Genomic DNA, 17018 nt, shown 5'->3' with positions numbered 1-17018 from the left:
TCATTAAAAACGTCTCGCAAGGAATAAAAATAAAGATTGATAATAAAAATTTAGAAAAATGAATGTATTAAAAAAGGTTGCGGTAATGGCTTTAGTTGCCATCACAGTTTCTTGCCAAACAACGAAACAAACTAAGGTTTTTACAGAAAATGATGTTGCTATTATTCCAAAACCGGCAGAATTAAAATTAGAACAGGGTTCTTTTGAATTTAGTAAAAACACAAAATTTGTGCTTGCTGACGCTTCTCAAAAAGCGATCACTTCTATTTTAATTGATAAATTTAAAAATACATCAGGATGGAACTTAGAAGTTACCGATAAAGCACCTTCAAAAGATTTTGTTCAATTTGTTATTGATGAGAAGTTAGCTGATGAAGCTTATAAACTAGAGGTCAATTCTGATAGAGTACTTATTACTGCCAAAGGAAATGCTGGTTTTTTATACGGAATAGAAACACTTCGTCAATTACTTCCTACAGGTATTGAAAGTGCAGCAAAGGTTGCTGATGCTGAATGGGTTATCCCAAATGTAACCATCAGTGATCAACCTCGTTATAAATACAGAGGATTAATGCTTGATGTATCTCGTCATTTTTTTAAAATGGATTATGTGAAAAAAACGATTGATCGTATGGCAATGCTTAAAATGAATGTGTTACATTTTCATTTAGTAGACGATCAAGGTTGGAGAATCGAAATTAAAAAATACCCAAAACTAACAGAAATTGGTGCTTGGAGAGTAGATCAAGAAGACAAACATTGGGATGGAAGATATACTCCCGCTGCCGATGAAAAAGGTACTTATGGTGGTTTTTATACACAAGAAGAGTTAAAAGAATTAGTGGCTTATGCTGCGACTAAGAATATCGAAGTTATCCCTGAAATAGAAATGCCAGCGCATGTATCGTCTGCAATTGCAGCGTATCCAGAATTATCTTGTCATGAAACACCAATAGGTGTACCTTCAGGTGGAGTATGGCCAATTACAGATATTTACTGTGCTGGAAAAGAAAATACATTCCAATTCCTAGAAAATGTTTTAACAGAAGTGATGGATATTTTTCCATCAAAATACATTCATGTTGGAGGTGATGAAGCAACAAAAACCAACTGGAAAGTTTGTCCACATTGCAATAAAAGAATGGAGGCAGAAGGTTTAAAAAGTGCCGAAGAATTGCAGAGTTATTTCATTAAAAGAATGGAGCGATTCATCAATTCGAAAGGAAAAAAATTAATTGGTTGGGATGAAATATTAGAAGGTGGTATTGCTCCAGAAGCTACTGTAATGAGCTGGAGAGGTGTTGCAGGCGGAATTGAAGCTGCTAAACAAGGTCATGATGTGATTATGACGCCAGGTACGCATTGCTATTTTGACCATTATCAAGGACCACAAAACGAAGAGCCGTTGGCTTGGGGAGGTTACACGCCGTTGAGTAAAGTGTACACATTTGATCCAGTTGTAGATTCAATGACTCCAGCTGAAGCGAAACATGTGTTAGGTGGTCAAGCCAATTTATGGTCGGAGCAAATAAAAACAGAAGCACATTCTGAATACATGATTTTCCCAAGATTAGCAGCCTTATCAGAAACATTATGGTCGCCTAAAGAATCTCGCAATTGGGAAGATTTCTCTACTCGTATCGAAAGTATGTTTAGCCGTTATGATTTCTTAGGTATCAATTACGCAAAAAGTGCTTATTTAGTTATGCATGATGTTCAAATTGATATGAAAACCAAAGAGGTTTCATTAGCATTGAAAAATGAATTCACTAATGCAGACATTCGTTATACTTTGGGAGATAAAAAATTAACAGATCAAGCGACAAAATATACGGAACCGTTAAAAATTGATAAAACAACTAAGGTACATGCCTCTCTATTTAAGGATGATCAACCAGTGGGAGTTTCATTCAATACAACTATTGAATTTCACAAGGCAGTAGGTAAAAAAGTAACATTCAAAGAACCCTATAGCGACCAGTACAAAGGGGAAGGTGAATTTGGGTTGACAAATACTTTGCGTGGTACAAAAAATTTTACTGATGGACATTGGCAAGCATGGTTGGGCAAAGACATGGATGCAGTAATTGACATGGGAGAGACTACTTCGATTCAAGAGGTAATCTTAGGAACTTTAGAGAATCAAGGGCCTGGTATTTATTTCCCAACGGCAGTTACGGTATATGTTTCTAGTGATGGTAAAAATTATAAAGAAGTAGGTGTTCAAAAAAGAGCGTTTGCTAAAAATCCATCTTTCGATTTAAAAGAATTTAAAATTTCTTTTGAGAAGCAATCAGTACGCTATGTGAAGGTGGTTGCTACGACTTTAAAAACACTTCCTAACGGTGGAAAAGCTTGGTTATTTGTTGATGAAATTTTAATTAAATAAGATATGAAGTATTTAAAAATTATAACGGTTTTGGTTTGTGCGTGTACACTTCAATTGTCGGCACAAGAGAAATTTACTAAAGAACAGCGCTTGGAATGGTTTCAGGATGCTAAACTCGGTATTTTCATTCACTGGGGATATTATGGTGTAAAAGGTATTGGTGAATCGTGGTCGATGTATCATAAGCGCATCACTTATGATGATTATATGGCGCAAGGCAAAGAATTTACAGCCAAAAATTACGATCCTGAGTCTTGGGCAAAATTGTTCAAAAAAGCAGGCGCTCGTTATGCGGTATTAACTACTAAACATCATGATGGTGTAGCATTGTGGGATACCAAATTTAGTAAATTAAATGTCGTACAAAAAACACCTGCCAAACGTGATTTAGTAGCACCTTTTGTCGATGCCCTTCGAAAAGAAAACTTAAAAGTAGGTTTGTATTATTCTATAATCGACTGGTCACATCCTGATTATGATGTGGTTTTTCCACGTCCTGATACAAGGAGGAATTACCCTCAAAAGAATCAAAATCAATTGTCACCGTGGCAGCGTTTTCTTAAATTCAATGATGGTCAGCTGAAAGAGTTAAGCACGACTTTCAATCCAGATTTATATTGGTTTGATGGAGATTGGGAAAAATCAAGTGAACAATGGCAAGCACAGTCTTTAAAAGATTCGTTGTTATCTTGGAATCCAAAAGTGATTGTAAATTCTCGTCTTAAATCATATGGAGATTATAGCACGCCAGAGCAAGGTGTACCAGTAGTTAGACCTGAAGGTGCTTGGGAATTTTGTATGACTATGAATGACAATTGGGGTTATTTCCCTTCTGATACAAACTACAAACCAGTGTCGCAAATTATCAGAACTTTTGTAGAAGTAATTTCTTCAGGAGGAAATCTTTTGTTAAATATTGGTCCAAAACCAGATGGAACTATCGCTGCTGAACAAGTAGAACGCTTGGAAGCTTTAGGCGAATGGGTTAGTAAGCATGACTCGGCAGTTTTTAATTCTAAAGCTGGTTTGCCTTACGGTCATTTCTTTGGTCCAACCTTATTGAGCAAAGACGAAACTAAAATTTATTTGGCATTATTTGACAATCCTAAAAACTATATTTTATTAAAAGGGATCCAAAATAAGGTGAAATCTATAAAAGTAGTGGGGACGAATCAAGAGTTAAGTTTCGAAAGAAATGGTGGTGCTGAATGGAACAATATTCCTGGGATTTTAAGAATCGAAATTCCAGAAGAAAAGAATTTAGATCCAAATGCTACACTTGTGGAAGTGACATTAGAAGATGCTTTGGTTTTATACCGAGGTCATGGAAATGCTGTTGAATTAAACAAATAACTAAATGCAAAATCTTTTTTTTAAATATTCGTATTTCCTTTCTATTGTTTTTTTATTAGCAACGATCAATGTGGCTGGGCAAAAAGCGCAACAAGATGAAAATAGTTCTTTAGTCGATTACGTCAATCCACTAATGGGGACAGATTCTTCATTTGATTTATCCAATGGGAATACCTATCCTGCGATTGCAACACCTTGGGCGATGAATTTTTGGACACCTATGACCTCAAAAATGGGCGATGGTTGGACTTACAAATACGATGAAAATAAAATTAGAGGCATCAAGCAAACGCATCAACCAAGTCCTTGGGTTAATGATTATGCAGCGTTTTCATTAATGGCGGTTACAGGCGAACTAAAATTTCAGGAAGACGAAAGAGAATCTTGGTTTTCGCATAAAGCAGAAACTGTAAAACCGCATCATTACTCGGTTTATTTAGCAGATTATGATGTAGTGGCAGAAGTTTCTCCAACAGAAAGAGCAGCGCATTTTAAATTCACTTTTCCAGAATCGGAGAAATCTTATATTATACTCGATGCTTTTTACAAAGGATCGATGGTGAAAATTTTACCGAAAGAACGCAAAATTATTGGCTATTGCCGCAATAATAGTGGCGGTGTTCCAGACAATTTTCACAACTACTTTGTCGCAGAATTCGATAAAGATTTTGAACTCAATCATACTTGGAAAGATGGATGGCAATTAGTCGAAAATTCTACCAGTAGTGAAGGTCAACATGTGGGTGCTATCATCGGTTTTAAAACCAAAAAAGGAGAAACAGTTCATGTAAAAGTAGCGTCTTCGTTTATTAGTCATGAACAAGCACAGTTAAATCTTTCAAGAGAAATAGGCACAGATAGTTTTGAAGTAACTAAAGAAAAAGCAAAAAAAGCTTGGGAGACAGAATTAAGCAGAATCGAAATTGAAGATGATAATATCGATAACTTAAGAACTTTCTATTCTAGTTTGTACCGTGTTTTATTGTTTCCAAGAAAATTCTATGAGTTTAATGCCGCTAACGAGGTGGTGCATTACAGTCCGTATAATGGTAAAGTATTGGCTGGTTACATGTTTACTGATAATGGTTTTTGGGACACTTTTAGAGCGGTTTTCCCATTCTTTAATATGATGTATCCAGAACTGAATGGTAAAATTATGCAAGGTTTAGCAAACACTTACAAAGAATCAGGTTGGTTGCCAGAATGGGCAAGTCCAGGTCATCGCGATGTGATGATTGGATCTAATTCGGCGCCTATTATTGCAGATGCCTTTCTAAAAGGAGCCAAAGGTATGGACGCAGAATTATTGCTTGAAGCCATGTTGAAAAATGCAACAGTAGCCGAAGGAAGACCAGTAAATTCTGTAGGTAGAGAAGGATTAGAGTATTATAATAAATTAGGATACGTACCTTATGATGTCAAGATCAATGAAAATGCCGCTCGAACTTTAGAATATGCTTACGCCGATTTTACCATTGCACAAATGGCCGATAAACTAGGCAAAAAAGCGATTGCTAAAAAGTATTATAAGCAATCCATGAACTATAAAAACATGTTTGATCCTTCGACTAATTGGATGCGCGGCAAAAACAAAGATGGCCGTTTTCAAACTCCGTTTAATCCTTTAAAATGGGGTGATGCATTTACAGAAGGAAATAGTTTACATTACACCTGGTCTGTATTTCATGATGTTCAAGGATTAATTGATTTAATGGGTGGTAAAGAACAGTTTGCTTCAAAATTAGACGAAGTTTTTGAGATGCCTCCAAAATTTGATGCTTCTTATTATGGGTTTACCATTCACGAAATTAGAGAAATGCAAATTGTAAATATGGGGAATTATGCACACGGAAACCAACCGATTCAGCACATGATTTATTTGTATAATTATGCTAATAAACCTTATAAAGCGCAAGAAAAAGTTAGAGATGTGTTGACCAAATTATATTCAGCAACGCCAGATGGTTATTGTGGTGACGAAGACAACGGACAAACATCGGCCTGGTACGTTTTTAGCTCCTTAGGATTTTATCCAGTTACACCAGGAGTGGATGAATATGTAATAGGAAGTCCGTTGTTTAAGAAAGCAAAGCTTCATTTAGAAAATGGAAATACTTTTGAAATTAATTCGAAAAATAATTCAAAAGCGAACTTTTATATCCACGGAGCCCAGCTAAATGGAAAATTGTATAATAAGACTTTTTTGAAATTTGACACCCTTCAAAAAGGAGGCGTTTTAGAATTTGACATGGGTGATACCGCAAATAAAAATTGGGGAAGCACCGCCGAAAGTGTACCGTATTCCTTAAGCACTTCAAAAAAATAAAGCAATGAAACATATTAAGTTAATTCTTCTTTTTGCAATTTTTTGCAATCAATTTACAGCGGTGGCACAACAGCCTGCCGATTTTGTAAATCCATTTATTGGTACCTCTAACTATGGAGCCACTTTCCCGGGACCTATTGCCCCCAGAGGTACGGCAAGTATTAGTCCGTTTAATGTGGCGGGAGCTCCAAATAAATTAGAGAAAGACAGCCAATGGCTTTCCAATCCGTATGTGCACGAAAATACATTCTTAACAGGTTTTAGCCAAGTTAATTTAAGTGGCGTGGGCTGTCCAGAATTAGGCGTTATATTGCTAATGCCAACCACAGGAAATCTAGTAACCAATCATTTAAAATACGGTTCGACTTATACCAACGAAGTAGCAAAAGCGGGTTATTACAGCACGCAAATTGACAAATACAATGTTAAAGGGGAATTTACAGCTTCGAAACGGGTAGGGGTAAGCAAATTTACTTTTCCAAAAGGACAGGCAAATGTGCTATTGAATTTAGGATTAGGATTGACAAACGAGCAAGGAGCGATGGTTCAAGTGGTTTCTTCAACAGAAATTCAAGGAATGCGTTCTGTGGGAACCTTTTGTTACAACAGTCCCGAAGCGGCTTATCCAGTTTATTTTGTAGCTAAATTTTCTAAACCAGCTGATCGTTTTGGAGTTTGGAAAAAACCAGATACTTATAAAGGAGTAGAGGCACAGTGGATGCCGTACAATGGAAAAAATAGGATGATGGAGCAATCCACAAAAATGGTTGTGGGTGATAGCATCGGGAGTTATTTCAGTTATAATTTCGAAAAAACAGAAACGGTCGAAGTTAAAGTTGGTGTAAGCTATGTAAGTATCGAAAATGCTCGTGAAAATTTAGAAAAGGAAACGGGTAATAAATCCTTCGATGCAGTTTACAAAGAAACGTACAACGAATGGAATGAATTGCTTTCGAAAATTAAAGTAGAAGGTGGAACGAGAGATGATAAAACAGTTTTTTACACTGCTTTGTACCATACTTTAATTCACCCAAATACGCTTAACGATTTTAATGGTGAATATCCTGAAATTAAAACGGGTAAAATAGGTAAGACTGATGGTACGCGTTATACAGTATTTTCTCTATGGGACACCTACCGAAATGTACATCAGTTGATGTCGTTAGCGTATCCAAAGCAACAATCTGATATGGTAAAAAGCATGTTGGATATGTATGATGAAAACGGTTGGTTGCCCAAATGGGAATTGAATTCCACCGAAACTTTTACCATGGTAGGAGATCCTGCAAGCATTGTTATCACGGACACTTATCTAAAAGGAATTCGTGATTTCGATGTGCAAAAAGCGTATCGAGCCATGCTGAAAAGCGCTGATCAAATAGAGAGCAATCCGTTGCGACCAGGATTAAAAGATTATATCGAGAAAGGATTTGTCACCACTGAAAACGGAGGTTCGGTTTCTACTACACAAGAGTACAATGCCGCAGATAATGCGATTGCTTTATTAGCAAACGAATTAGGAAAAAAAGACGACTATAAGCGTTTTAAAAATCGTTCTTTATCCTATAGAAAATTGTTCGATAAAAATTATAAACTACTACGACCTAGAGTCAAAGACGGGAGTTTGTACGAACCATTTGATCCAAATGCGGGAGCTAATTTCACCGAAAACGTAGGTTTTATTGAAGGAAATGCGTGGCAATATGCGTTTATGATTCCGCATGATATTATTGGATTAAAAAAATTAATGGGCGGCGACAAAGGATTTACAAATCAATTGCAAAAGATTTTTGATACCAATCAATTTGATATGGCGAACGAACCTGATATTGCCTATCCTTATTTATTCAATTATGTAAAAGGAGAAGAATGGCGCAGCCAGAAGCTGGTTGAAGAATTAGTTAGAAAGCATTTTAAAAATACGCCAGCTGGGATTCCAGGAAATGACGATACGGGAACCATGTCTGCTTGGGTAGTTTATTCGATGATGGGCTTTTATCCAATTGCGCCAGGAGAACCAAAATATACCATTACAAAACCATTGTTTGATAAAATTACCATTCAATTGGATTCGAAATATTATAAAAAAAGTGAATTGGTTATCGAAAAAGAGACCAATTCAAATGGTAAAATCAAACAAATTGAAGTTGACGGAAAAACTCTCAAGGGGTATTTTATAGATCATAGTGATTTAGTAAATGCCAAAACATTAAAAATTATTTTAGAATAAATTATAGTGACTTAATAGACCTGTCAGATTTTGAAAACGTGACAGGTCTGCAACCAACCATAAAAATACAAATACAATCAAAATGAAATCAATTCCATTATTACTTACTTTATTTTTTGCTGCTATTGTTTCAGTAAATGCGCAAGAACCGATACGCCACACGGTTTTTAAAAAGCAACCTATAAATTTTGGTGGTCAAAAAGGAACAGACTCCGAAGCAGTCAGTTTAATGAGTGGCCGTCTTGCATATAAAAAAGTGACAGTACCTACGTTCCGCAAAGGAACTGATGTGAAAGTAAAACTGACGGTACGCTCTAATGGCGATCGATGGGATAAATCAGGTTCTTGTTTTGTAGTTTCTGATCCTAAAAAATTGTCCATCCTTTCGATCACAGAAAAGGAAACGAAATTTCCAAAAGATTCTTATGTAGATGATAAATATGCAGGATTTGTTGCTGGTGAAAACTACAATCCTACAGTAGAATTGATGCGATTTATGACGCCTTTTGGTGTTGGGTTTTACAGTGATAACAAAGTAAAAAATAGAAGACCGGTTTATATTCCAACTTGGGAAAAACAAGTGGTTTGGGAACACGATATAACTGATTTAGAAAGCTTGGTGACGGGTACATTTTATGTAGGTGTATGGATCGATTCCTGGACTGCAGAAGGATATGACTTCGATTTAGAATTAATTTATTCGAATAGAAAACAACAAAAAGTTACTGTTTTACCATTGGTGAACACAATTCCTTACGTTGGCGGACAACAGATTCCTGATAATTTTGCGCATAAAGATTTGGAGAAAATCTTTAATTTAAAAAAGAATGTAAAAAATGTAAAATTACATTACATCACTACTGGACACGGTGGACATAGTGGTGGAGATGAATTTATCAAATTAAAAAACAGTGTTTATTTTGACAACAAACTAGTATTAGATACTATTCCTTGGCGCGATGATTGTGCTTCGTTTAGACGATTTAATCCCACTTCAGGTGTATGGGTAAGAAAAGATTCAGCTTCTTACATCAATTCTAAAACGAATAAATACGAGATCAAAGAAATCGAGGAACGCATTGCGTCATCAGATTTATCAAGATCGAACTGGTGTCCAGGTTCTTCAGTTGAGCCAATGGTAGTGAAGTTAAGCGACCTGAAAGCCGGTTCACATGCTTTGAAAATTAAAATTCCAGCAACTCCTGTAGATGGAGATAAGCTAAACCACTGGTTGGTTTCGGCATATCTTACGTATGAGGAGTAAAATTAGAAAGGATATTTTATTTTGGTAAAATCAAGTTGTTCCGCTGAAGCTGTAGCTTGTCTGCATAAAAGATAATATGTCTTTTTTGAAAGGAAATGTCTAGCAGGGGAAATGAAGCAATAATACCAGATTGTGCTTTCTAAAGGATTTTAGAAAGCAAAAGCATAAATTAAAATTAAATTTAGAGTCGGAACGGTTGTTTCTGGCTCTTTTTTTATGGCAAATTTCAAAATAGCATTGGTTAAAATGTTTAAGAACGATGTGTACTCTAAGAGGCTAAACACATCTTCGGATTTAGTGTTCATTTAAATAAGTTGTTTTTTTAGATATCGTAAAATAAACTGGTAGGTACTGGTGTATAAATTAAGAAAACTGTTATATTTTTGAGAATCGCTATTAAAAGAAAAATATTTATATCAATTTGGCATTTTTCGAATGTACTTATGGTGTGAGGTAAAATTATAATAGATCAAAAATAAAATCACGTTAAACTAGTTAAAAATGAAACAAACAACCCATTTATTGCAAGTGTTTTTCCTATGGTTTATAGGAATAAATGTAGTTCAAGCCCAAACGCTTGATCCTGTTATTGAAAATCCAGATGTTATAGGAATTAATAAATTAGATGCAAGAGCAACTTTTTTTCCATACAATTCAGTTGAATTGGCAAAAGCGGATAACCTTGCAAAAGCTGAAAATTATTTATTGCTAAACGGGATTTGGCAGTTCAATTACGTTGATTCACCAGAACAAAGACCAACTGATTTTTATAAGGACAATTATGATAGCTCTAGATGGAGCACAATAAAAGTTCCAGCAAACTGGGAAGTAGAAGGTTTTGGAATTCCTATTTATGTGAATGCTTCTTATCCTTTTCAAAAAGGAGAATTAAATCCGCCTGATATCCCAGATGGAAACAATCCAGTAGGATCATATAAAAGAACTTTTGAAGTTCCAACTAATTGGAATGGAAAAGATTTGTTTATCCACTTTGGAGCTGTAAAATCGGCTTTCTATATTTGGATCAATGGAGAAAAAGTGGGCTACAGCCAAGGTTCTAAGCTTCCGGCGGAATTTAACGTAACGAAGTTTGTTAAACCAGGAAAAAACACTATTGCATTAGAAGTGTACCGCTGGAGTGATGGTAGTTATTTAGAGTGTCAAGATTTTTGGAGAATTTCAGGAATTGAGCGCGATGTATATATGTATGCTAGACCTAAAGTGCAGTTAGCAGATTATTTTGCAAAGGCTGGTTTAGAAAATAATTACACTGATGGTGTTTTTGATTTAGCAGTAGATCTTAAAAGTATCGATTCTAGAAAGCAAAAAGGAAGTGTTTTTGTCGAAATTGTAAAAGACAATCAGTCCGTTTATAGTAGCTCTTCTGATTTTGAAATAAATGCTAATGCTGCAAATACAATCAAATTTAAGAAAAGCATTCCACAGGTAAAAACTTGGTCTGCAGAAATACCGAACTTGTATCAATTAAACATTGTTATCAAGGATAAAAAAGGAAATGTATTAGAGGCGATTTCTAAGAAAATTGGATTTAGAACTTCTGAAGTTAAAAACGGAAATTTTTTGGTTAACGGAAAACCTATTTTATTTAAAGGGGTAAACCGCCACGAGCACGATCCAAACACGGGTCACGTGATTTCTCGCGAAGACATGCTAAAGGACGTTAAAATCTTTAAAGAGTTTAATATCAATGCAGTGCGTACAGCACATTATCCTAACGATCCATACTTCTATGAGTTATGTGACGAATACGGTATTTATGTGGTTGATGAAGCCAATATAGAATCACACGGAATGGGATATGCCTTAGATCGAACTTTGGCTAACAATCCTGCTTGGTTAAAAGCACATCTATCTCGCGTTGAGAGAATGATAGAAAGAGATAAAAACCATCCATCTATCGTTATTTGGTCTTTAGGGAACGAATCAGGAAATGGTTATAACTTTTATGAGTCGTACTTATTAGCCAAAAAGCTAGATGAGACTAGACCAACACAATATGAACGTGCCGTACACGAATGGAATACAGATTTATTTGTACCAATGTATGATACACCAGAACAGGTAGAAGCGTATGCTAAAAATCCAAAAAATACTAAACCGTTAGTGCAATGTGAATATGCACATGCTATGGGAAATAGTATGGGAGGATTTAAAGAATACTGGGATCTGTATGAGAAGTACGATAAATTACAAGGTGGTTTTATTTGGGATTTCGTTGATCAAGGAATAAAAACCGTAAAAAATGGTAGAGAGATTTTTGCTTATGGTGGTGATTATGGTCCAGAAGGAACGCCAAGTGATAATAACTTCTTAAATAACGGATTAGTACAACCAGACCGTAAACCAAATCCTCATATTTATGAAGTAGCACACATTCACCAAGATGTAAAATTTTATGAAAATGATCTTGCCAACGGCATTATAGACCTTAAAAACTGGTATTTCTTTAGAGATTTATCAAACTACAAATTAAATTGGGAAGTGATTGCCAATGGTGAAGTAGTAGACTCAGGAACGATAGATAATATTGTGACTGCACCACAAGCGAAAAAAGCAATTAAGATTCCTTTTACAACTACATTTAAAAAGGATGTAGAATATTTCTTAAATGTTGCTGCGATCTTAAAAACAGACGAGCCTTTATTGAAAGCAGGTTACAAAGTGGCTTATGAGCAATTTAAATTGCAAGCAGCAAATGTTCAGGTTCCGCAAAAAGCGATTGATGCTGTTAGTTATAAAACAAAAGGAGACGTTATTAGTGTTATAGGAAAAGAGTTTGAAGTCACTTTTGATCAAAAAACAGGAACTTTAACAACGTTTAATTTTAAGAATAAAAGTCTTGTAGAAAGTGGTCCGCAAGTGAACTTCTGGCGTGCACCAGTAGATAATGATTATGGTGCTGGTACTCAAAAAAGATACAAAGCGTGGAAAGACGCTGGGAAATCCGAAAAAGTAACTACTACTGTAAAACAACTTTCGAAAACTGATGTTCAAATTAGTTTCACTAAAGACTTGTTTGGTGGAGACGCTAAATTAATGGAGACTTTTGTAGTAGACGGAAACGGTGCTGTAAAAGTGACTAACGAATTGAAAGCAATAAAAGGAAAACATCCAGATTTTTACAAATTCGGAAATAAATTAGTTTTACCAGAAGCCTATAAAAATATTACTTTTTACGGTAAAGGACCTTTTGAAGCTTATGCTGATAGACAACATGCGGCCAAAGTAGGTTTGTATAAGCAAACCATTGCTGAACAGTATTTTCCATACATCCGTCCGCAAGAGACCGGAAATAAATTAGAAGTGCGTTGGGTATCTCTTACAAAAGAAGATGGTTCAGGAATTAAAATTGTAAGTGAAAAACCACTTTCAGTTTCAGCGCTTAACTACAGTGAAGACGACCTACATTCAGGTGACGAAAAAGGGCAACACCACGCCGGAGAAATAGATCCTAGAAAAGAGGTTTTTGTAAATATTGATGGATTCCAACAAGGATTAGGAAGTATTAACAGTTGGGGAACATTGCCATTGCCGCAATACCGATTGCCTTTCAAAGATTATTCGTATTCGTATTGGATGATTCCTGTAGCAAAATAAAATATTTTATAATTGTTAAAACCCCGCAGTATCGACTTTTTATCAAGCATAATCAGTCGATACTGTTTTTTAAAATAAAACGAAATGGTGAAATATTGTCTATTATTATCGCTGATAATTTTATCTTCTTGTAAAGTTCAAGAAACACAGCAAATTGCATTAAATCCTGCAAAATCTTTAGAAGTAACCAAACCACAAACACCTATTATGGGATGGTCGAGTTGGAATAACTTTCATGTTAACATCAATGAAGAAGTAATTAAGGCGCAAGCTGATTTTATGGTTTCGTCTAGTATGGCTGCAGCAGGTTATTCTTATGTTAATATTGACGATGGTTTTTTTGCGGGTAGAGATAAAAAAGGAGATTTAATTGTGCATCCAGAGCGTTTTCCTAATGGGATGAAAGTAATTTCAGATTACATCCATTCTAAAGGTTTGAAAGCTGGTATATATGCTGATGCAGGAATCAACACCTGCGCTTCACATTGGGATAAAGACACCATTGGCGTAGGTTCTGGGCTTATGGGTCATGATCGAAAAGACCTGAAGTTGATGCTAAAGGATTGGAATTACGATTTTATAAAAGTAGATTGGTGTGGCGGAGATTGGTTGGGATTAGATGTAGAAACTCGTTATACTCAAATTGCTAACGTCATCAAAGAAATTAAACCCAATACAGTCTATAACATTTGTAGATGGGAATTTCCAGGAAAATGGGCACTTCAAATCGCTGATTCTTGGAGGATTTCTGGAGACATTACTAATACATTTAGTTCGATTTTACATATTATTGATTTAAATGCTGATCTATGGAAATATGCCTCTCCAGGTCATGTGAACGATATGGATATGTTGCAAGTTGGACGAGGAATGAGTTATGAAGAAGATAAAACGCATTTCACAATGTGGTCTATGATGAACTCACCACTTTTAGCGGGTAATGACTTGAGAAGTATGACTAAGCAGACTATTGAAATACTCACAAACAAGGAAATTATCGCATTAAACCAAGATCCACTAGTCTATCAAGCCCGAAGATTAGTTGATAATGGGGATTTAGAAGTATGGGCCAAACCATTGGTTTCAACCATGAGTGGCAAAGTTGCGGTGACGCTATTAAACAGATCCGATAAACCAGCAACCATCAGTTTAGACTTAAATACCGTTGGTATCGATGCCTCAAAAGGATACAGTTACCGTGATTTATGGGCTAAAAAAGATTTTGATCGCTCTGAAAAAAGCACATTGAGTTTTGAAGTTCCTAAACATGGAGTTGTTGTTTTAACTCTTGATGGGACAGCAAAACCGTTCAATGTTTTTCAGAATAAATAATTAACCATTAGCGATCTAAGGGCATGAAGATGACTAAAATAGAATTAATTAGAAAAAACGGGGTGAAATACAAGCTCTTTAGTGCTGTTTTATTCGGTTTAATTTTTACAACATCCACTTTTGGACAGCAGTCCACAAGGGAAGTTTTGACTTTAGAAAAAAATTGGCGTTTTCATAACGGAGATGTTGCTAATGGTTCTTCTATATCGTTAAATGACTCCAAATGGGAAAAAGTAACGGTGCCGCACGATTGGGCAATAAAAGGCCCTTTCGATAAAGAAATTGATATACAGAACGTAGCTATTGTTCAAAATGGTGAGAAAGTTGCGACCGAAAAAACAGGAAGAACAGGAGCATTGCCATACATTGGAGTTGGTTGGTATCGCAATAAATTTTCTATACCAAATTTTAGTTCAGACAAAAAGGTAATTCTTCTTTTTGAAGGCGCCATGAGTGAGCCGGAGGTTTTTATTAATGGAAAAAAAATAGGCAGCTGGAATTATGGTTATAGCTATTTTTATTTTGACGTAACACCACATATTTTGGGCACTTCAGAAAATACTATGGCAGTCAAATTGACTAATAGAGAGTTGTCTTCCCGCTGGTATCCTGGTGCTGGTTTGTATCGAAATGTAAGGCTTATTGTTAAAAACAACGAAAGTATCAATCAATGGGGAACTTTTATAACCACGCCAACAATTACTTCAGATTTAGCCAAAGTAAACATCAAAACTAAAGTTTCTGGAGAGCAACTTACACTAGTAAGCCGCATTAGAGATGCTTCTGGAAAAACTGTAGCTATTGATAGCACCGCTGCTATTTATGGCAATGAGTTTGAGCAGAATATTGCCGTAAAGAACCCAAATTTATGGAGTCCAGAAACGCCATATTTGTACACGTCTGTTTCTCGACTCTATGTTGGTAATACCTTAAGAGATGAAACTTCAACCAAATTTGGAATTCGAAAAATAAAATACGAAGCTAATAAAGGATTTAGCTTGAATGACTCCATTATCAAGTTTAAAGGGGTGTGTTTGCATCATGATTTAGGTCCAATAGGTACTGCAGTAAATAAGGCTGCTTTGCGCAGGCAACTAACAATTTTAAAAGATATGGGTGCTAATGCAATCCGAAGTTCGCATAATATGCCTTCTTTGGAACAACTTGAATTGTGCGACGAAATGGGCTTTTTGTTTTTAGCCGAAAGTTTTGATGAGTGGGCAAAACCAAAAGTTGAAAATGGCTACCATCGCTATTTTGAATCGGATGCCGAAAAAGATATTGTAAACTTAGTTCATGCTACACGCAATCACCCTAGTATCGTCATGTGGAGTTCCGGAAATGAAGTGCCTGATCAATGGGGAAGCCTAGGTGCTAAACGCGCCAAATGGTTGCAAGATATTTTTCATAGGGAAGATCCTACCAGACCTGTAACCGTGGGTATGGATCAAGTGGAAGCAACGATGAAATCTGGATTTGGTGCAGTGTTAGACATTCCGGGATTAAATTATAGAGTGCATTTATATGATGAGGCTTATAAGGCTTTTCCGCAAGGAATGATTCTAGGTTCAGAAACCGCTTCTACAGTGAGCAGTAGAGGAATTTATAAATTTCCTGTTGTGGAAGCAAAGATGAAAGAATACGATGATTTTCAGTCTTCTTCTTATGATTTAGAAGCTTGCAGTTGGTCTAATATTCCAGATGAAGATTTTGTGTTACAAGATGACAAACCTTGGGTAATTGGCGAATTTGTCTGGACAGGTTTTGATTATTTAGGCGAACCTACACCTTATGATACGAAGTGGCCTTCGCGCAGTTCTTACTTTGGAATCAATGATTTGGCAGGTTTACCAAAAGATCGTTATTATCTGTATCGCAGTCGCTGGAATATAAAAGAAGAAACGTTACATATGCTTCCGCATTGGAATTGGGAAGGACGCGAAGGCGAGGTAACACCTGTTTTTGTTTATACAAGCTATAACAGCGCCGAACTTTTTGTGAATGGAAAAAGTATAGGTATTCAGAAGAAAAACAACAGCTCACCTACAAACAGATATCGATTAATGTGGATGGATGTTAAGTATGAACCAGGAACTATAAAAGTAGTGGCTTTTGACGATGACGGAAAGGCTGTTGCTGAACAAGAAACACATACTGCAGGGAAACCCTATAAATTAGTGTTAGAAGCGGATAAAACACAAATTGAGGCAGATGGCAAGGATTTATCGTTTGTAACGGTATCTGTGGTAGATAAAAATGGTATTCCATGTCCCACAGCTACCAATCAACTGCAATTTAATGTGAAAGGAGACGGTGTTTTTCGAGCAGCTTGTAACGGTGATGCGACTTCACTCGAAATGTTTCATTTGCCAACTATGAAATTGTTTAGTGGTAAACTAGTTGTTTTGGTTCAGTCAGCTTCCAAAGCTGGTGAAATAGAATTAAAAGTTACAGGAAAAGGATTGCAAACCGCAAAAATAAAAATTGATACTAAAAACTAAATAAT

The 17018-nt window shown here is 35.9% G+C and carries 9 protein-coding genes; 8 read left to right on the top strand and 1 reads right to left on the bottom strand.

The window, feature by feature from the left end; translation table 11 throughout:
• The first annotated feature begins 58 nt into the window (after positions 1–58).
• From FQU23_RS09625 to FQU23_RS09605, 5 genes are all read left to right on the top strand, one after another.
• Complete coding sequence (locus tag FQU23_RS09625) at positions 59–2389, top strand: family 20 glycosylhydrolase (RefSeq protein ID WP_147673619.1); 2331 nt, start codon at positions 59–61, stop codon at positions 2387–2389.
• Positions 2390–2392: 3 nt separating this feature from the next.
• Positions 2393–3742, top strand: a complete 1350-nt coding sequence (locus tag FQU23_RS09620; protein ID WP_147673618.1) for an alpha-L-fucosidase — start codon at positions 2393–2395, stop codon at positions 3740–3742.
• A 4-nt stretch (positions 3743–3746) separates the two neighbouring features.
• Positions 3747–6068, top strand: a complete 2322-nt coding sequence (locus FQU23_RS09615; protein WP_147673617.1) for a GH92 family glycosyl hydrolase — start codon at positions 3747–3749, stop codon at positions 6066–6068.
• Positions 6069–6072: 4 nt separating this feature from the next.
• On the top strand, positions 6073–8298 hold the full coding sequence (locus tag FQU23_RS09610; RefSeq protein WP_147673616.1) for a GH92 family glycosyl hydrolase: 2226 nt from the start codon (positions 6073–6075) through the stop codon (positions 8296–8298).
• 82 nt (positions 8299–8380) lie between these two features.
• Positions 8381–9562, top strand: a complete 1182-nt coding sequence (locus FQU23_RS09605) for a PNGase F N-terminal domain-containing protein (RefSeq protein ID WP_147673615.1) — start codon at positions 8381–8383, stop codon at positions 9560–9562.
• Positions 9563–9711: 149 nt separating this feature from the next.
• Here FQU23_RS09605 and FQU23_RS09600 read toward each other — a convergent pair whose 3' ends face one another.
• Positions 9712–9867 (bottom strand): hypothetical protein, encoded by a 156-nt coding sequence (locus FQU23_RS09600; protein WP_165425752.1) that lies wholly within the window; start codon positions 9865–9867, stop codon positions 9712–9714.
• Between the two features lie 196 nt (positions 9868–10063).
• Between FQU23_RS09600 and FQU23_RS09595 the strand changes: the two genes are divergently transcribed.
• The 3 genes from FQU23_RS09595 to FQU23_RS09585 all read left to right on the top strand — a co-directional run bounded on the left by FQU23_RS09595 (position 10064) and on the right by FQU23_RS09585 (position 17013).
• Entirely contained in the window at positions 10064–13180 is a 3117-nt protein-coding gene (locus FQU23_RS09595) for a glycoside hydrolase family 2 TIM barrel-domain containing protein (RefSeq protein ID WP_147673614.1), read from the top strand.
• A gap of 84 nt (positions 13181–13264) precedes the next feature.
• The gene (locus FQU23_RS09590; RefSeq protein WP_147673613.1) at positions 13265–14512 is read left to right on the top strand and encodes a glycoside hydrolase family 27 protein; all 1248 of its coding nucleotides are present in this window, start codon (positions 13265–13267) and stop codon (positions 14510–14512) included.
• Between the two features lie 29 nt (positions 14513–14541).
• Positions 14542–17013 carry a DUF4982 domain-containing protein gene (locus tag FQU23_RS09585; RefSeq protein ID WP_147673612.1) on the top strand — a complete coding sequence of 824 codons (2472 nt, stop codon included), beginning with the start codon at positions 14542–14544 and terminating at the stop codon, positions 17011–17013.
• Positions 17014–17018 lie beyond the last annotated feature (5 nt).

Source organism: Flavobacterium sp. XN-5, assembly GCF_008033395.2.
In the GTDB taxonomy this organism is placed as follows: Bacteria; Bacteroidota; Bacteroidia; order Flavobacteriales; family Flavobacteriaceae; genus Flavobacterium; species Flavobacterium hiemivividum.
Note: the sequence above shows the minus strand (reverse complement) of the source record. Positions and strands in the feature narration are given on the sequence as shown.